Source organism: Dietzia kunjamensis, assembly GCF_045689975.1.
In the GTDB taxonomy this organism is placed as follows: Bacteria; Actinomycetota; Actinomycetes; order Mycobacteriales; family Mycobacteriaceae; genus Dietzia; species Dietzia kunjamensis.
In genome coordinates, this window is sequence record NZ_CP143297.1 from 2,156,852 (window position 1) to 2,175,239 (window position 18,388).

General features: G+C 65.1%; 10 protein-coding genes and 1 tRNA gene. 3 read left to right on the plus strand and 8 right to left on the minus strand.

Features of this window, described 5'->3' with window-relative positions:
* Positions 1–129 precede the first annotated feature (129 nt).
* A tRNA-Met gene (locus tag VZF99_RS10050) sits at positions 130–206 on the minus strand.
* Between the two features lie 219 nt (positions 207–425).
* Here VZF99_RS10050 and VZF99_RS10055 point away from each other — a divergent pair.
* Positions 426–767, plus strand: coding sequence for a hypothetical protein (locus VZF99_RS10055; RefSeq protein ID WP_407334669.1), 342 nt, complete (start codon positions 426–428; stop codon positions 765–767).
* A 666-nt stretch (positions 768–1,433) separates the two neighbouring features.
* On the plus strand, positions 1,434–3,539 hold the full coding sequence (locus VZF99_RS10060) for a DUF262 domain-containing protein (RefSeq protein WP_407334670.1): 2,106 nt from the start codon (positions 1,434–1,436) through the stop codon (positions 3,537–3,539).
* A 58-nt stretch (positions 3,540–3,597) separates the two neighbouring features.
* Here VZF99_RS10060 and VZF99_RS10065 read toward each other — a convergent pair whose 3' ends face one another.
* Entirely contained in the window at positions 3,598–5,685 is a 2,088-nt protein-coding gene (locus tag VZF99_RS10065) for an FAD-dependent oxidoreductase (RefSeq protein ID WP_407336108.1), read from the minus strand.
* Positions 5,686–5,879: 194 nt separating this feature from the next.
* Positions 5,880–6,992 carry a GIY-YIG nuclease family protein gene (locus VZF99_RS10070; RefSeq protein ID WP_407334671.1) on the minus strand — a complete coding sequence of 371 codons (1,113 nt, stop codon included), beginning with the start codon at positions 6,990–6,992 and terminating at the stop codon, positions 5,880–5,882.
* 195 nt (positions 6,993–7,187) lie between these two features.
* Between VZF99_RS10070 and VZF99_RS10075 the strand changes: the two genes are divergently transcribed.
* The gene (locus VZF99_RS10075; protein ID WP_407334672.1) at positions 7,188–10,184 is read left to right on the plus strand and encodes an AMP-binding protein; all 2,997 of its coding nucleotides are present in this window, start codon (positions 7,188–7,190) and stop codon (positions 10,182–10,184) included.
* Positions 10,185–10,203: 19 nt separating this feature from the next.
* On the opposite strand, the gene VZF99_RS10080 is transcribed toward VZF99_RS10075, so the two are convergent.
* The 5 genes from VZF99_RS10080 to VZF99_RS10100 all read right to left on the minus strand — a co-directional run bounded on the left by VZF99_RS10080 (position 10,204) and on the right by VZF99_RS10100 (position 18,382).
* Positions 10,204–11,058 (minus strand): hypothetical protein, encoded by an 855-nt coding sequence (locus VZF99_RS10080; RefSeq protein ID WP_407334673.1) that lies wholly within the window; start codon positions 11,056–11,058, stop codon positions 10,204–10,206.
* Positions 11,055–12,407: an AAA family ATPase gene (locus VZF99_RS10085; RefSeq protein ID WP_407334674.1), complete on the minus strand. Its 1,353-nt coding sequence runs from the start codon at positions 12,405–12,407 to the stop codon at positions 11,055–11,057. Before VZF99_RS10085 ends, VZF99_RS10080 begins: the two co-directional genes overlap by 4 nt.
* A 518-nt stretch (positions 12,408–12,925) precedes the next feature.
* Positions 12,926–16,354 (minus strand): ATP-binding protein, encoded by a 3,429-nt coding sequence (locus VZF99_RS10090; RefSeq protein WP_407334675.1) that lies wholly within the window; start codon positions 16,352–16,354, stop codon positions 12,926–12,928.
* Complete coding sequence (locus tag VZF99_RS10095) at positions 16,347–16,952, minus strand: DUF4194 domain-containing protein (protein ID WP_407334676.1); 606 nt, start codon at positions 16,950–16,952, stop codon at positions 16,347–16,349. The genes VZF99_RS10090 and VZF99_RS10095 overlap by 8 nt, the downstream gene beginning before the upstream one ends.
* Positions 16,949–18,382: a DUF3375 domain-containing protein gene (locus tag VZF99_RS10100; RefSeq protein WP_407334677.1), complete on the minus strand. Its 1,434-nt coding sequence runs from the start codon at positions 18,380–18,382 to the stop codon at positions 16,949–16,951. The genes VZF99_RS10095 and VZF99_RS10100 overlap by 4 nt, the downstream gene beginning before the upstream one ends.
* Between the last annotated feature and the right edge of the window lie 6 nt (positions 18,383–18,388).

Consider the following 18,388-nt stretch of genomic DNA (forward strand, 5'->3'; position numbering starts at 1 on the left):
CGCACGAGCGGGCGCGCCGCCGTCGTCTCTCATTGCTCCCACCGCCCGTCTCTACCCGTTGGTCGATCGGGATCCTGGTCGCGCAATGCACTCAGGCCCGGCTCCCTCTCGGGAACCGGGCCTGGTAAGTGGTAGCGGGGACAGGATTTGAACCTGCGACCTCTGGGTTATGAGCCCAGCGAGCTACCGAGCTGCTCCACCCCGCGTCGATTGCCTCACCGACAGTACGTGCGACCGTCCGAAGCTCCAAATCGTACGACCCCAGCGGATGAGCCACCCCCAAAATCCAGCTCCGGAGGCCCAGGGCCGATTCGGTCTCAGCCTGTGCCGATCATGAAATGTGCAGCCCTATGAACCTGAGTTGGTGACGTTCCGGGCGCCGCGTTCGATATGGCTTCTGAGCCACCTGTCCTTGAGGAGGACCCATGACCACCATTCAGGTCAAGGCCGGCGAGCCGATTTGCGTCGTCGTCGAGGACGACGGCACTCTGGCTTGGCACCACGCGGACGTCGTGACCAAGCAAGAATGCTCTGACGCCATCGACACCGTAATTAATCCCGTCAAGGGGTGGGAGCCACTTGAGATCGAAGGCACCCTGACCTGCTCAAAGTGCGGATTGGAAGGTGCGGTCTACAGCGGTAAGTGGCTTCGCATCTTCAAGCGCGAACCGTGCCAGACCCTGGGTGAGGGGTACGCGGCGTGGAAGCGGTACTGCAAGGAAGCCGAAGAACGGATCCGTGCCGGGGAGGATGAGGGCAAGTGGTGATTGCGGAGCGAGACGGCACTGGCCCCAGCGCGCCTCCTACGGACGGTTGCGCCGAGACCGAACAACCAACGATCGCCTACCCGACAGCCGCGGCATTCTATGCTGAGTGGATGTAGCCCACCTCGCCGGCGCCGCTGACCTCGCAGTCGATGCCGGCGGCGCGGAGCTCGTCGTCTAGCGAGGCGGCGGCGGGTGGTGCCCTCGGCATAGAGGACAATGGCGGCATGACGGATTGGGCGCTGCCCTTTACATCGTCCAGTTGCCCCTCGACTGGGTGATGTGGCTGACGACGAAAGTGGCAGTGAACGTCGATCGGAGCATAAATTCCTGCGAAGCTGGGAGAACCTCCGCTTTGATGGTCTCTCGAGTCGCCTCACTCTTCGATCACTACACGGTCCGATGCCTGTGTAGGCAGGTCGATGCGTCCGGCCCGGTCGAGCGCGGCTGTGCGAGTATCCGACGAACCTTCAGGTCAGGACTCGGGCTTGTCTGCTCACCGTAAGACATGAGTTCCGCTCCCTTTCCCCGTTCATCACGAACGGTTCGAACGAGGCTATGGCCCTTTGCCCGTAAGAGACCAATTAACGAAGTAGCATCATCCCGAGTCCTGCTGACTTGCTACATCAGCCACTTTCGTCGGAGACCGACAGTAGGAGGTACGGCTACATGGCTGCCATCTTCAAGACCGTTTCGTGGCAGGTAGATCAACTCGTCAACGGCGTTAGTACCGGGCAAATTCAGCTGCCGGACCTTCAACGTCCTTTCGTGTGGCCCACCACCAAGGTTCGAGATCTATTCGACTCGATGTACCGGGGATACCCGGTTGGCGCGCTGATGTTTTGGGACGTGTCGGCCGATGGCGAGACGCGGGCGATTAACGCGCACGGCCAGCTGGGTGCGAGCCACCAGATCATCGACGGTCAGCAGCGCCTCACAAGTCTATACGCCGCAATCCAGGGACAACCTGTTCGTGACGAGGCTTATCGACTTCGAACCATCACCATTTCGTTCAACCCGTTCAGCGAAAAGTTCGAGGTTCGCACGCCCGCCCTCGCGAAGTCGGTCTATTGGGTGGAGGATATCGCGGCATGTTTTTCTTCCCCCATCTCGGCCCGCAAGGCGTTTATTAAACGCCTCGAGGCGGTCGGGCACTCTCTAAGCGAAGAAGAAGAGGAGCAGATTGAGAGGGTATTCGCCCGGCTCATCGAGCTCAAGAACTATCAGTTTGACGTCGTCCACATCCAGAAGGAAGTGGAAAAGAAGCTTGTTGCGGATGTATTCGTGCGTATTAATTCAGAAGGGGTCAGGCTCAAGTCCTACGACTACATTCTGACTTGGCTCAGTGTTTTTTGGCCCGAGGGCAGAGAAAAGATCGAAGAGTTCGCTCGAAATTCGAGAGTGAGCCCTCAGCGCGCTTCCGAGATCGCTGGCACCCCTGTGTCGTGGACGGCCTTGAACCCCTACATCGCCGTCGAGACTGGACACGTAATTCGTGCGATGGTTGCGGTGGGCCAGGGCCGGGGACGACTCCAGGATGCCTACGCCGCACTGCAGGCAAAGGATAAGAGCACCGGTCAGGTCGACTCGAAGCGGCAAGATCTTGAACTCGACAAGCTACGGGCCGCCCTGCCTGTCGTTACTAACGAGGTCAGCTGGACCGAGTACATCCGATCAATCAGAACAGCCGGCTTCCGTTCATCGGCAAATCTCACGTCCAACATGAACATCATTTACTCATATGTAATCTTCCTGCTCGGTCGAAACGAGTACGGCGTTGAGCTCGCCACTCTGCGCACCTTGGTGGCTCGATGGTTATTCATGTCGCAACTGACCGCCCGGTACACGGGCTCGTCAGAATCGCAGATTCAAAAGGACCTCGACCGGATCGCCACAGTCGATGCGAGAGACTCCCAAGGCTTCGTCAACCTGCTCGACTCCATCATCCAATCGCAGCTCACGCCAGATTTCTGGGAGTACAACATGCCTCAGAACCTCATGACATCCGGCCCAGCTCTGTCGCCGTACTACCAGTGCTATCTCGCGGCCCTGAACATTCTCGACGCCAAGATGTTCATGCTCGATGCACGCGTGGTCGATTGGATGGATCCCTACCAACCAGCGGCGAAAGGCACAGAAGGTCATCACCTGTTCCCCCGCTCCTACCAGGAGAAGACCCTCGGCATCACCGATATCAAACGCATCAATCAGGCAGCGAACTTCGCGCCGACAGACTGGAGCACAAACATCGCAATCTCTAATAAGCCGCCATCAGAATACTGGCCGCAACTGGTCGAAAAGCGCTCAAGCTCTCCGGAGTGGCTGGCAAAGCAGATGTACTGGCACGCACTCCCCGACGGGTGGGAGAACATGAGCTACGACGACTTTCTCAGCGCAAGGCGCACCCTGATGGCGGAGGTAACCAGGGACGCCTACGAGCAGTTGTCTGGCCCGACAAATGCGCCGCCCGCGGAGGTGGGTCAGGACCTCCGCGAGCCAGTTGAGGAACCCAGCCTGGCGACGCTTATCGAGCTTGGCTTCCTCCAGTCAGGTGATCTCCTCGATCCCATTGACCCCAGCTGGGAAGTCGATGCTGTCATCAATTCGGACGGCGTCCTTGTGATTGATGGCACTCACCAATATGAGTCTCTAGACGAGGCAGCCCATTCTCTCGAAGTGACCAACATGAGCGGGCTGAGTTTCTGGGCCCTCGAATCGCCCACGGGTTTGGTGCCACTGCGAGACCTCGTAATTTCGGGACGCGCAGGCGGATGATGTTGTAGGCAGGGCCGCCCGATGATTCCGGGCGGCACCTCCGCCTTTTCAGGGAGCGTCAGCCCACCGCCGCAACCTTCCACGCCGAGTGGATGGCGCCGTGGATGTAGCCCACCTCGCCGGCGTCGCCGATGACCTCGCTGTCGATGCCGGCGGCGCGGAGCTCGTCGGCCAGCGGGGCGGCAGCGGTCGTGCCGTCGGCGTAGATGACCATGTCGGCAGGGGCGGACTGGGCGCGACCCTTGGCATCGGTCCAGGCGACCGTCGACTCGGTGATATGGCTGACCTTCACCCGGCGCTGGATGTCGACGCCGTGCTCGCGGGCGTGACGGACGGCGGTCCAGCGGCGCGGCATGGCCAACGGCAGACCGAGCTGCTGGGACTCATGCAGGAGGGTGACCTTGCGGCCACGCTCGGCGAGGAACTCCGCCAGCTCCAGACCCACCAGGGAGCCGCCGATCACCACGACGTTCTTGCCCATCGGCAACGCGATCTTGGTGAGCCTGCGGATCCACGCGGGCCGCTTGGTGATGGTCGACAGCCGACCCAGCTTGCCGACCGTGCGGAGGAAGGTCCCGGCCTCGTCGGTGGTGGCGGTACCGAGCATGGTGGCCCGCAGCGAGTCACCGGTGTGCACGTGCGGCAGGTCGCCGCCCGGGATGGCCGGGGCGGGCCGCTTGGCGCCGGTCGCCACGATCACCCGGTCGGCCCCGAGCGCGCGGATCGACTCCACCGTGGCCTCGGTGTTCAACCGCACGTCGATCCCGAGCCGCTTCACCTCGGCCTCGAAGAAGCGGATGAGCGGCTCGTTGTCCGGCGTGGTGAGGGTGGAGAACCACATGGTGCCGCCCATGCGGTCGGCCTTGTCCAGCACGGTCACCCGGTTCCCGCGCTCGGCCAGCACCACGGCCGACTCCAGGCCGGCGGGCCCGGCGCCCACCACCACGACGTGCTCGCGTTTCGGCGCCGGAGTCAACGGCAGGATCGTCTCGTTACCCAGCGCCGGGTTCACGGCGCAGAACGGGGTGTCGTCGAAGAAGTTCTCCGCCACGCAGAGGTAGCAGTTGATGCACGGGCGCACGCGCTCCGGCGTCCCGGCGGCCAACTTGTTGGGCAGGTTCGGATCGGCGAGCAACTGCCGGCCCATCGCGGCGAAGTCCACTTTGTCGTCGTCGATGGACTTCTCCGCCACCTCCGGCAACATGCGGCCCACGCCGATCACGGGGATCGACACGGCCTTCTTGATGGCCGCGGCGTTGTCCACGTACGCGCCGATGGTGTCGGGCAGGGGGCCGTCGGTGAAGTTGTCGAACGGGTTGCGGCCCCAGCCGGTGACGTGGATGGCGTCGGCGCCGGCGCGCTCGAACAGCTGGGCGGCGAGGACCGCCTCGTCCAGCTCGAGCCCGCCCTCCTGGCCGTACTCCTGCCCGGCCACGCGCACGATCACCGCGAGCCGGTCCCCCACGCGCTTCTTCACGGCCTCGATCACCTCGCACGCCAGCCGCGCGCGGTTGATCAGCGCGCCGCCGTACTCGTCGGTGCGCTGGTTGTCCCGACGGTTGAGGAACACGCCCAGGATGTAGCCGTGCGCCACGTGGATCTCGGTGGCGTCCGCGCCGGCGCGGGCGATGCGGTCGGCCGCCTCGGCCCAGGTCTCGATGAGCCACGCGATGTCGGCGTGGTCCATCTCCTTGAAGACCGTTTTCTTGCCGCCGGTGGCGGCGCCCATCCGGCCCAGTTCCTCGCCGGTGCTGTCGGCCAGGGCGGAGTAGTCGTAGTCGTAGTCCGGCTTGTTGGGTGCGATCACGGGGCGGTCGTTGGCCACGTCCACGCGCGCGACCTTGCCGTGGTGCGTGGACTGCACGCACAGCTTGGACCCCGCCGCGTGCACGGCGTCGGCCAGCGCCTTGAGGCCCGGGATGTACTTGTCATCCGACAGGCCCGGCTCCTTCATGGACGCCGCGCCCACCGGGAACGCGATCGCGCACGCGCCCGTGATGATCAGGCCGGCGCCGCCCTTCGCGCGGGCCACGTAGTGGTCGATCTCCCGCTGCTCGATCTCCCCGTCCTCGGACACGTTCATGTCCATGGCGGGCAGCACGATGCGGTTGGGGGTCTCCATCAGGCCGATCCGGCCGGGGGACATGAGGCGAGGGAACGAGGCGCGGCGGGTCACGGTGATGAGGATACGCCGTAACTGACGGGTGTCTAGAACAGGTTCTCGTTTGGGGGGCGGTGGGTGGTGGTCGCCGGGGTGGAAGGGACGACGACGATGCCGACGCCAGCATCCTCCGAACCCCTATCAGTTGCCGCCTTGCCGGTTCAGTCGGCTACAAGCAACTACTCGTCATCGGCACGAAGGGCATCGCGCAGGCCCACAGTCGGCAAGCTAGTTCCAGCCGCCCGGTCGATCGCCGCCCCAGCCAACAACCCGTTGTGCGCATCGGCGTACCGCCCAGAAACCCGGCCTCTACGAGTTCTGTCCAAGGAGTACCTCGCCGCTGCAGATCGGATCTTGTCCGACTTCCTCATCGCCTTCACGAACGCAGTTGGGGACTTAAAGAAGAGGTATTCCGCATTGGGTGCCGAGGACTTGTGCAAAGGACCAGCCATCGACGCACCGCGATGCTTCAGTGCCAACCACGTCATGCGGGCCGGAAGAACGGTGGTGTCCGTCGCGACACCTACTTCCAGCCTCCCGCCCGGCAACTCGTTTACGAAGAAGACCTCGAGCATCCCGATATTGAGGGTTACCAGACGCTTGACTCCGCCTCCCATTCTCAGGCTCGGGAGACACGAGAGAGACCAAAACTGGCCCTGCGTGCGCCTCGGAAAGAGCACGCACCCGCGCAAGTACGTCGCAATCGCTTCCAGAATCGATTCGAACTCAGGGTGCGAAGAGAGCTTTTCGAACCTGGCCCGCGAGCGCACCTCCGCCGACTTCCCACCGAGGATCGCCTGTTCGGCGCCAGCCCGAAGATCAGCCAGATTGGCTTCTGCAGGGCTGTTGAACCACGCCTTCTGTTCCTCCACCGAGACGAGCTCATCCAGGACGGACGTCCCGTATATGACTGCGCTGTGCTCGCGGTTGAAACAGGTGAACCCGTTGCGAGAGAGGTCGTAGATCAATTCGCGCTCTGCGGCCCTGAGGGTTTCCGTATTCGCAGTCTCCGGCATGTATCGAAACGACTGTATATTCGCCTCGTCATAGTTCTTGACGTGCTGCCGCAGTCTCGACACCACTGACGTGCTCGAGATTCCCACGTACATCTCGTGGGCCTCCCCCTCCCACAGGTACAGACCCGCCGGCTTACCGCTCCGCGTCTTCGCTAGAGCTCTAAGCGACTTGTCGGACATCGGGGTCGCCGGCCCGAATCCCTGTTGGTCTGCCCACGCGGCGACAGAGGGATCGGGCACCCAGTCTGGGATAAGTGAATTGCTGAGAGTAGCCATGAGCGGAGAGTAGCTTCTCACTAAGACACTCGTTCGTGAGCAGCGTCTGATTGGGCCAACCGTGCCGAAGTATCCCGGCTTCGTAGCGGGATACGAGCGACGATGACGTTCGCCCGGCATGCAGGCTCTTCTCCCCGAGTGATTCCCGGGAAGGTCCCGAAGCCCCGCAGAGCACCCTCTAGTCTCAGAGCCACCATGCCTCCCACCCCTGACATCGTCTCGGCCGCGCTCAAGACAGCGACGTCGTTCGTCCTGAACGCGGTCGAGGTCTTGCGTTTCGGCGGCCTTCAGACAGACGAAGAGCAATCTCCGTTCGAGATCGTCGCACGGCGCCCGATGTTCCGGTTGCGCCGCTACTACCCGCCGGCGGCGGGGGACGCTGGCCACAGTGGGGTCCACATCGATGAGGACGAGCCGCCGCGGCCGCCCATCGTGCTCGTACCGCCGATGATGATCTCCGCGGAGGTCTGGGACGTGTCCCCCTCGACCAGCGCCGCGGCCGCGCTGCACGAGGCAGGCATGGACCCGTGGGTGATCGACTTCGGTGCCCCGGACCTCGAGGCCGGCGGTCTCGAGCGCACCCTCACCGACCACGTGGTGGCCGTGAGCGACGCCGTCGACCTCGTCACCGCGGCCACCGGCCGCTCGGTGCATCTCGGTGGGTACAGCCAGGGCGGCATGTTCTGCTACCAGGCTGCGGCCTACCGGCGCTCACGCGACCTCGAGAGCATCGTGACGTTCGGTTCGCCCGTCGACTGGCGCGGCAACGCCCCGCTCGGCATTCCCGAGCAGGTGGTCGTCACCATCGCTCGCCTCGTCGCCGACTACGTCTTCAACGAACGCCCACTGCCCGGGTGGTTGGCCTCGACGGCGTTCCGTCTGCTCGATCCGATCAAGACCGCCCGTTCGCAGGTGGACTTCCTGCGCCAGCTCCACAACCGCGAAGCACTACTCGGCCACGAACGGCAGCGCCGCTTCATCGGGGGCGAGGGGTTCGTGGCCTGGTCCGGGCCCGCGATCGTCGACATGATGCAGCAGGTGATCGTCCAGAACCGGATGATGGTCGGCGGATTCGTCGTCGGCGACCACGTCGTCTCACTCGCCGACATCACCTGCCCCGTCCTCGCCGTCTTCGGCGAGGTCGACGAGATCGGCGTCCCGGCCGGCGTCCGCAAAATCGCGTCCGTCGCTCCCTCGGCCGATGTCTACGACTTTTCGGTCCGCGCCGGGCACTTCGGCCTCGTCGTGGGCTCGACCGCCGCCTCGCAGACGTGGCCCACCGTCGCCAAGTGGATCGACTGGATCGAAGACCGGGGGGCTCGCCCGGACGGCATCACCGAGGTCGACCCCGACACCGTCATCGACTCCTCCCCCACCAAAGCGATCATGCTCGCGGCAGACGGGGCGTTCCAGGCCGCCGGACTCGGGGTCGGCGTGGTGCGCGGTGCGGGGCAGCTCGCGTTGGGCGCCCTGCGGACGACGCGAGCCGTCGGATACGAGGCGGTGCGCGCGGCGCCGCGTCTCATCCGGCTGGGGCAGATCCAGCCCGCGACCCGCATCTCGTTCGCCAAGATCATCGGCGAACGCGCCCGGAATCAGCCGAATGACGCGTGCTTCCTGTTCTCCGACCGCGTCCACACGTACTCGGCCGTCGACACCCGGATCACGAACGTGGTCAAGGGCCTCATCACGGTCGGCGTGCGCCAGGGCGACCACGTCGGCGTGGTGATGGAGACGCGGCCCTCGGCGCTGGTCGCGATCGCCGCGCTGTCGCGTCTCGGTGCCGTGGCCGTGCTGCTGCCCCCGTCCCAGTCACTGCCCGAACTTCTCCAACTGAGTTCCGTGACCGACGTGGTCGCCGACCCCGAGCACGCGTCCAAGGCCACCGAAGCCGGAGCTCGGGCGCTCGTGCTCGGCGGTGGTGGCGGTGAGCGCGACCTGCCCGCGGCCCTCGGCGAGGACGTCGTCGACCTCGAGCGCATCGACCCCGAGGCGGTGGAGTTGCCCCGCTGGTACCGGCCGAATCCCGGCCGAGGGGGCGACCTCGCCTTTGTGTTCTTCACCCGCTCCACAGGCACGTGGCAGACCAAGCTCGTCACCAACCACCGGTGGGCGGCGTCCGCGTTCGGCACCGCCAGCGCCGCGCGTCTCACCACCGAGTCCACCGTCTACTGCCTCAGCCCCCTCCACCATCCATCGGGGCTGCTCACCACCGTCGGCGGCGCCGTGGCGGGAGGAGCCCGGATCGCGCTGTCCCGCGGTTTCGATCCGGCGACCTTCGACGAGGAGATCCGCCGCTACGGCGTGACGGTGGTGTCCTACACCTGGGCGATGATGCGCGAATTGGTGCGTGAGCCAGTGCATCCGCGCGAGACGCTCCCGACACTCTCACTCTTCATGGGGTCAGGCATGCCCCGTGGGCTGTGGCGGCGGGTCCTGGAAAGCTTCCCGGGCACGCGGGTCCTTGAGTTCTATGCCGGCACCGAGTCCGATGTGGTCCTGGCCAACCTCACCACCTCCAAGCCGGGCGCTCGCGGACGTCCACTGCCCGGCACCGCCGACGTGCGTCTCGTCGAGGCAGATCCCGACACCGGCACGATCCTCGCCGGCCCCGACGGCTTCGCCATACCCAGTGAGGTCGACGCACCCGGCGTACTTCTCGCCCGGCCCAGGCTCGGATTGGACGCTTCCGTGCGCCAACTCCGTGGGGTGTTCCGCCCCGGCGACACGTGGGTGTCGACCAATGACATCTTCGAGCGTGACAGGGACGGCGAATTCTGGCTGCTCGGCTCAGCGAGCTCGGTCGTCCACACCGAGCATGGTCCCGTCTACCCGATCCAGGTCGCCGACGCACTCGGCGATCTGCCCGAGGTAGACCTAGCCGTGCTGTACGAGGTCGATGGCGCAATGGGCCCGGTCGCCGTCGCCGCGGTGACCCTATGGGGTTCAGATCCCATTACCGCGGCCGACATCGGTGGCGCGCTGGCCTCGGTCCCGCCCGCCGGACAACCGGACATCGTCCACGTCGTCAAAGACATCCGGGTGACCAACTGGTACCGGCCGGATCCCAGGACGCTCGCAGCCCGGGGGTTGCCGAAGGCCGGCCCGCGTACCTGGATCCGCGATCCCGACACGGGTGAGTACGTGCGGCTGACCAAGGCGGTGCGGGAGGGGTTAATCGCGGGATGCTAGCCCGCCAATACTGATGTCCCTAAGCTGCCACATCCGCAGCGGCACCAATCCAAATTGATTCACCGGATTGCTGACACCAATCCTCCAATTTTGACGCAACAGGCGTTGCACGGAATTGGTCCAGCGATAACGACGCCCAAACAAAGCTTTGGACCAAGTCCGGCTTCACGCCTTTTCCGAGCATTCGCGCCAGCGCGATGTGAAGGATATGCCCTTGGTGCCCCTCCAAAGAAGAGCTTATCGACTCTGCATGGTCAACCACCTCTTTAACAAGCGAATCAACTTGTACAAGGTCCTTACTTCCTGCGTTATTCGTCTTGGCCAACGCCTGCGTTAGAAGTGATCGAACTTGCGATTCCAATGTCGATTCATCATCAATCGCGGACATAGATAGCCGGGCCACCGCCAAGCCGAGCCCACGGCGGTGCGACACCACGAACAAAGAGGACAGAGGAGAAGAAATTCTCGCGGTTTCACGCACGAGCCTATCCAGAGAATGCGGATACCTCTCGCGCTTGAATGCCAAATAGAGCTGGTGCAGTATATCGGTCGATCCGAGCACCTCAGAGTCCAAATCCCAATACGCGGTCGTAATCACACGGCTACCCACACCCCTCGCCCCATCGAGATCACGGTCCACCAAGACTTTGATTTCATCCGAAGCTGCACCGCGATCTAAAATACGCGCTACCGCTATCGCGTTGTTCTTTCCGGACGCAATTACGAAACCCAGTTTAGATCGATCAGTATGACGACTAATTAGCATCTCATCGGACTCCCCTTCTACTACGAGCACGAGACTGGCCCCCTGCTTCAGCATGACCGCAGCAGACGCAACCTCATTAGGGGTTACTGAAAACGGATTGCGAATCACCCTGCCACCTCAAGCAGTTGCATACGATTAGTCCAACGGCCAACAATCTGTGGAGAATGCGTTGCGACTACAAAGCGGAGTCCATTGAGCATTGACAGCTCGATCAAATCATCCAGAAACTGGCGCTGCCAAGCGATGTGCCACGAGATCTCTGGCTCATCAATAAGCACCAACTCGCCCGGCTTAGTCTCGAAGAGCAGACGATAGACGATCACAATAAGATGACTCTCCCCTGAAGAAAGATCGTTAATTGATATTTCGTCACGTGGAAGAGCTTTGCGATCCACCACAATTAGAAATCCACGGTCGCTATCGAATTCCAGCCGCTTACCAGACAACTTTCCGTTAACAATCCTCTGGAAGGCCTGCATTCTTCTGGACATCTCGTCGAACGTCGCAAGCTTTTCTTCGAGATCTGATAGATGCAGACTTATTGCAAGCTTCTGCCATGGTTCAATCTGGCCGGCAGGAAGTCGAATCGAGGAATCCTGCGAACCCAGCAGAGACAGCCGGGACAAATCGTTCTGGCGATTTATCACCGAATCATACCTCGCTCGAAGGTCACTCTCTTTCCTCATACTTTGAGGTGCGTCTGCTTCGATCAACCTGATCGCATATGATCTATCACTCGATTGCGCCTTAACGGAGTAGGCTGCACGGGCACTCTTGTTTCGGCTCGCCAAATCTTGAGCGCAACGCTCAATCGCCGTAATCACTTCAGAGGTTTCCCCCAATCGCGGCCGAATTGGCGTTTGAACCGAGGTCTCCCTGAGGCGTCCTATCTCAATTAAGCGCGCTGGAGCGGCCGCCGACAGCTCCGCCCAAACTTGTGGTACAGGTGCCACCTCTTCCGGCAGTTCGCTCATGTACGTCTCGATGGCGTCATCGTCCGATATAGCTTGATCCGTTGCTGAATCGACATTGACGTAGCCCGAGCCCATGCGGCGACGCCGAATAAACCCTTCCATGTTAAGCCAGCTGAGAGCCTTCTTCGCTACATCTGACGAAACTTCCGGGAACTCAAGTCTCCCCATCTCGGGGAGATAGGCTTGCAGATCTAACCTCTTGATTCCCTCGCTGCTATTCTTTTGATCAATATGTATCCAAGTGCCGTCGTGAAATTCGATTCGGAATGTCGCGAACTGAATATCGAACAGTTTCGATACGTTCGCATGCAGGGTCGCATCTAGTAGCTCTAAAAGTTTTGTCTTTCCCACACCATTGGGCCCATGGATACACACAAACTCGTCGTCAGCCGGGAATTCTATGTCGTGATCGAAAATTCCGAGCATTTTAAGGACCACCACTCGCACAACACGCTTTGGGGCGAGTTTTACATTTTCAGCCATTCTAGATGACCTCGCTTTTCATTAAAGTGTTCGACCACAGTAGGCAGGGGGGCAACAGACTTAAGGTAGTCATCCATAGGTGAGAACTATTACCATCCTCCCGCCCAAGCCCGCTGAACGGGAATTGAATGCGTCGATCAGCCGGGAGAAGGTGTCTCCACCATAACGCAAGATTAGTATATCTGGAGTCCACTAAGGCTGACGTTGGAGCCACCAACGCGCCGTGGCACAGATTCCCTCTTCGTCTAGAAGTGGTGGCGAGTGGGTGCCTTTGGTCTGGCGATCCAGCACCCGAAACCCGCCCGACGACAATCTTCCGGGTGGTGCCGCGCTGCCGAAGTCGGGACGACCCAAAGCCGCCGGCATTTGTGCTTTGAGCAGACTTTTTGAACGCCTACCAGGCCGCTCCGACGTAGTTCGAGTCGGGCATCGCTGCAGGGTGGTCTTCCCCGCAACTGGGACACGAATCCAGGGAGATCGTGGGTCGTAGTTCGTTCAAGGTGCGAGTGGTGCACTGGTCACTGACCCCCGCGCAGCTCGTGGTACCCCTCCGTGGTCATCTGCACGAGCCGCGAACAGCGGCCGTCCACGTTGTCCACGTAGCCGATCGATCGCACGTAGGGCGCGATCACCTGCACCTTCTGCAGCGGGGTCACGATCAGCAGCTGGATTCCGAGTTTGGCGAACAGCTCCAGCGCGTAGCGGGTCGAGGAGTCGGAGCCGCGGCCAAAGGCCTCGTCGATCACGGCGAAGCGGAAGTCGCGGGCCTTGTCGGCCCCCCATTCCAGCCCGAACTGGTACGCCAGCGACGCGGCCAGGATGGTGTAGGCCAGCTTCTCCTTCTGTCCGCCGGACTTGCCGTCGGAATCCCGGTAGTGCTCCCATTCCTGATCGGTCTCGCGGTCCCGCTCGGAGGCGGAGAAGGTGTACCAGTTGCGCACGTCGGTGACCCGGGCGCGCCAGGCGCGGTCGCCGTCGCTGTGGCCCTCGCGGCCCCGCAGCCGCTCGAGGATGGCGCGGACCTGCTCGTACCGCTCCTCGGAGTACTGCCCCTCGCCGCCGAACGCCTGGTCGGTGACCCCCCGTAGGTCTGCGCGGAACTGGCGGACCTCCTGGTTGACCGTGTTCTCCCGGTCCAGGCGCACGTACCGCCCGGGGTTGAAGTCGATCGCCCCCAGCGCCTCGTTGGTCTTCTCAATCTTCTGACCGATGTCATCGGCCTGGCGCAGCAGCCAGTTGTGGAAGCCGGCCAGCTCCCGGATCGTGTTCTTGCGCAGCTGCTCCTCGAACTCGCCCACGAACCGCGGGAGGTCGTCGTCGGCCAGGCGGGCGTGGAACCGCACGAACTCGTCCCGCGCGGCGATCGAGGCGTCCATCTCCTTGGTCTGGTCCGGCCACCGCCGGCAGATCTCGGCCATGGCCTGCTGGATGCGGGTGGTCAGGGCGTTGAGCTCCCGCTGGGCCCGCTCCACGTCGGCGTCCACGGCGTCGGCCAGCGCCTGCTCGGCGGTGTGTGCCTCGTCCGCCGTCTGTGCGTACTCGGCGCCCTTGTCCTCGGTGTAGCCCAGGCGCTCGCGCAGCTGCGGGTACACCTCCCGGGCGGCGTAGAGCAGCTCGTCGTCCAGCTCGGCTAGGGCGCGCTGGTCACGCGCCATCTGCCGGGTCTCGTGGTCGATGCTGCTCTGCCAGCGGCTGCGGTGGTCGGCCAGTTCCCGCTCGTCCTCCGCCAGCGCGGCCCTACGGCTGTCGAGGTCGGCCAGCCGCCGATCGATCTCGGCCATCTCGCTGCTGCCCTCGACCAACCGGCGCCGCTCCGCCTCGGCGGACTCGGCGCGCTCCTTGGCCTCGGCCCAGTCCAGGTCCCGCCACGTGGTGTGCTCCGCCAGGCGGATCAGCGCCGTGCGGGCCTCCCCCGCCGTGGCCTGCTCGCGCACCGCGGCCTCGAGCCGGGTGGCCCGCTCGGCGACCTCGCGCTCGAGCTGGGCGCGGCGGGCCCGCAGCGCGGTCACCTTGTCCTCGGTCCGCCAGCCCAGCACCCAGCCGCGGGCGTCGGTGGCGGACTGCCGGTCGTCCTTGACGTGCCAGCCTCGGGACCGGATCTGCCCCTGGATGGTCACGGCGCGATCGGCGGCGCGGAACTCCTCCATGGTGTCCGCGCACCGGTGGTCGGCGCGGGCGTAGAGCTCCTTGGCCAGGTAGCCCCGCAGCGGGGAGTCGGCGATCTCGATGGTGTCGGCCAGCAGCAACCCCGCCGCCTGCGGCCGCTGCAGCGGCACGTGCCGCTCGGGCACCCGCTCGTAGACCAGCCGGACGCCCACCTCGCGCCCGTCGGAGCGGCGGGCGGTGAGCCGGCGCGAGTTCACCCACTCGGACACGCCCGCGTACAGGCTCTCCGGCACCAGCAGGGACAGGGCGAACCCGCGCAGCACCCGCTCGGCCGCGCCGCGCCACTGCGCGTGCTCCTGGGCCACGTCCATCAGCTCGCCCGCGAAGGGCAGGTCGGCGGCGTCCCCCCCGAGCTCGGCGCACAGCTGGTCGCGGACCTGCAGCTGCTCAGCGGGAATGTTGCTCGAGCGCCCGGACACGCTCTCCAGTTCCTGGGTCACCTCGCGCAGCAGCCGCCGACGCTCGCCGTGGTCCATGACCAGGGCGTCGTGCCGGGTCTTGAGGTCGGCAGCCAGGGCGTCGAGCTCAGCCTGGCGGGCGGCGACCTGCTCGGCCAGGCGGGTGAACCCCGCCTCGTCGGTCACCGGATCCAGCCCGGCGCGGTGGAGGGCGTCGGTGAACCTGTCCCGACGACGACGACGCTCCTCGAACTGCTCCCGCGCTGCGGTGGCATCGCGCTCGAGGTCACCCACGCGATTGCCGCCGGATTCGGCCCGCACGGTGACCAGGCCATCGCGCTCGGTGGCCAGCTCCTGCGTCCGCTCGCGCATGCGGGCCAGCTCGGCGGTGGCGGTGGCGACCTCGTGGCCCAGAGTGTCGATCTCGGACTGGCGCAGGGCCAGCCGCAGTTCGGCGAAGTAGGGCCGGATCGCCATCCGCTCGTCGCGCAGCCGCTCGCGGCGCCGCAGGGCGGCGTCGAAGGTCTCGATGGACTCGACCAGCGGCTCCAGCGCGTCGAGCTGGGTCCGGGCGCGCTTGACGGCGTCGTGGGCGCGGGTGAGGTCCTCGAAGTGCCGCAGGATCCCCTCGATCCGCGCCGAGGCGTCGGCGGGTTCGAGCATGTGGGTGCGGACGAACTCGTTGAGGTCGCCGACCGACTTCATGGAGATGGTCTGGTGGAACAGCTCCATGGCCTGCTCGGACCGGATCCCCAGCAGCCGTCGCATGGCGCGGCCGTAGGTCGGGAAGTCCTTCTCCACCGCGGCGCCGGAGTCCTTGAGCCGGGTGAGCAGCGTGGACAGGTCGGTGCCGAAGTCGGTGAAGTCGCCCTCGATCGACAGCGACCGGTCGGCGGTGACGAAACGTCGCCACGGCTGGCCGGTGGCGTCCTGCTGCTGGAAGACCTGGGCGAGGGTGACCTCGTCGCCGTAGCCCTCGTTACGGAACACGCCCAAGATCACCGAGTACGAGCGCGCGTCCCGCAGCCCCACGGGCCGGACGGTGCCGGTGGCCTCGTTGCGCTCGGTCTTGTGGTGGCCCTCGACGTAGGACCGCAGGGTGCGTTCCTTGCGGGCGGCGCCGGCGGCCTTGTTGTAGTCGATCCTGTGCGAGGGCAGCATCAGCGTGCTCACCGCGTCCACGAGGGTGGACTTGCCGCTGCCGATGTCGCCGGTGAGCAGGAGCGTCTCCCCCGCCGGCTCCAGGTGCCACACCCGGGAGTCGAAGGTGCCCCAGTTGAGGACCTCCAGACGGGCCAGGCGGAACCCGGGCCGGCCCTTGACGCCCAGCTCGACCGGGGAGAACAGGCCGCTGGCCGTGCCGCTCGTCAGGCCGCTAGTCATTCTGTGCCCCCGCTTCGGCGTACTCGGCGAGCTTGGCCGAGAAATCGGACAGGGTCTCGGCGTCGACGTACGCCTTGAGGATCCGGCGGACCTCCCACGTGCCCCTTCGGTCCTTGAGTTGGCGCAGGAACCCCATCCCGACCAGCCGGTTGATGGAGGCGTCCACCTGGTGGGCCTCGCGGGCCTCGTCGGTGCTGCGGGCCAGGAAGAGCTGGATCATCTCCACGATCTCGTCGTGGGTCAGCACCAGCTGGCCGGGGTCACCGGCGGACTCGAACTCGGCGAGTCTCTTGCGCAGCAGCACCAGCAGCAGGCTGTCGGCGTAGGTCAGGCTGCGGCGGCGGATCACCCGGGGCAGGGCGTCCTCGCCCTCCGGGGTGTCGGCGGTGCGCAGGTAGGCGTAGCCCTCGTCGTCGTCGATCACCACCTCCAGGCCGACCACCGCGAAGTGGTCGCGGACGGCGCCCTGGTGGCGCACGAGGTCGTCCCAGGCGTCGGTCTCCTGGTAGACCACGCCCTGCATGAGGCGGATGGCGCTGACGGCCACGGCTCGTTCGGGGGCGGCGCGGTCGGGTGCGGAACGGTCCGGATCGCTCATCGGCGCCGGACCTCCACCCGCGGCATCGTCGCGCGCATGTGTCTGCCGAACTCGTGGTACTCGATCACGGTCTCCTCGTGCTCGTGGGTGGTCACCTCGAGGTCGTCGTCCTTGAGCGCCAGGTAGCCGACGATCTCGGCCGCCCCGTGCTGCAGGGGGTACATGGTGACGATGTCCTCCAGTCGGGCGGTGCCGCGGACCGGGATCAGCGCCCGGATGCGGGAGGCCAGGCGGGTGGGGTCGACGACGACCTGGTCGGTCAGCACCGAGGTGTCGACCTCCTCGGTGTCCACAGGATCGAGCAGGCTGTTGACCTCCGCGGCGGGCCGGGCGGTGAACAGCGGACGATCGGTGGGCAGCGCGACGTCGACGGCAGTCTCCTCCAGCTCCAGCCCGAGGTCGGGCAGCTCGCCCTCGCGGACCTGCAGCGCCGAGGTCTCGATCTGGCGCACCAGGTCCAGCACCCGGCGGTTCTCCAGCCACACCCGGTCGTCGGTGAAGCGGCGCAGCTGCTCGGAGATGTTGCGGACCGTCTGCTGGGTGCGCTCCGCGGCCTCCGCCCAGCCGTGGTGCACGGTGCGCAGGCGCCGGTCCGCGCCGAGCTCGTCGATGCCGGTCAGGCGCTCGAGCAGCATGGACAGCTCCTCCTGGCCCGAGGTGGACAGCAGCAGGTCGTAGAAGGCCTGGAAGCTGCGGCCCTGGTCGGAGGAGTCGATCATGCTGCGGCCGTGGACGAGCTCGGCCAGCAGCTCGCCCTTGCTGCCCTGCCACGTGGCGATGCGTTCGCGCGCCGAGCGGTCCAGGGCGCGGAAGTTCTCCTCCACCTGGCGGAAGTCGGCCAGCAGCTCGCGGGCGGTGGTGGCGAACTGTTGGTAGCGCTCGCGGACTGCGGTTCGGTCCAGCAGGCCGGACTGCGGGTCCTGGCGGAGCTGGTCGATCTCCCGCTCGATGTCCTTTTTGCGGCGCTCGAGCTGGTCCAGGCGCTTGGCCGGGTCGGACTCGGTGCCCTGGGCGATCTGGCGCAGCAGGTCCACCGCGGTCTGCAGGCGCGACTCGGTGCCGACGAAGGAGGTCTCGGCCAGCCCCTGCACCCAGGCGTAGGCCTTTTCCAGGGCCGGGGTGGCGTCGTAGTGGATCTCGTCCGCGCCCAGCGGATAGAAGCGGCGCAGGAAGCCCGCCTCCGGGCCCGCCCAGTCCGCCAGATACTCGGCGGCCGTGCGCAGGAAGCGTGGGTTCTGTGGATCCTGAGCGTTGATGGCGTAGAGCTGGTCGTCCAGCGCCGCCACCAGTTCGCCCTCGGAGCTGGCTCCGCGGCCCTCCTCCACGAAGAACCGGCCCAGCACCGTGAGCAGCAGCGGCGCGTGCGTGGCGCGCAGCATCCGCCAGGCGGGGTGCCGCTCGCGCAGCGCCTCGATCTGCGCGTACTCCACGTGGGG

Coding starts and splice junctions, on each gene's coding strand:
- VZF99_RS10060 (WP_407334670.1), top strand. CDS start 1,434: ATGGCTGCCATCTTCAAGACCGTTTCGTGGCAGGTAGATCAACTCGTC.
- VZF99_RS10090 (WP_407334675.1), bottom strand. CDS start 16,354: ATGACTAGCGGCCTGACGAGCGGCACGGCCAGCGGCCTGTTCTCCCCG.
- VZF99_RS10055 (WP_407334669.1), top strand. CDS start 426: ATGACCACCATTCAGGTCAAGGCCGGCGAGCCGATTTGCGTCGTCGTC.
- VZF99_RS10075 (WP_407334672.1), top strand. CDS start 7,188: ATGCCTCCCACCCCTGACATCGTCTCGGCCGCGCTCAAGACAGCGACG.
- VZF99_RS10085 (WP_407334674.1), bottom strand. CDS start 12,407: ATGGCTGAAAATGTAAAACTCGCCCCAAAGCGTGTTGTGCGAGTGGTG.
- VZF99_RS10095 (WP_407334676.1), bottom strand. CDS start 16,952: ATGAGCGATCCGGACCGTTCCGCACCCGACCGCGCCGCCCCCGAACGA.
- VZF99_RS10065 (WP_407336108.1), bottom strand. CDS start 5,685: ATGTCCCCCGGCCGGATCGGCCTGATGGAGACCCCCAACCGCATCGTG.
- VZF99_RS10070 (WP_407334671.1), bottom strand. CDS start 6,992: ATGGCTACTCTCAGCAATTCACTTATCCCAGACTGGGTGCCCGATCCC.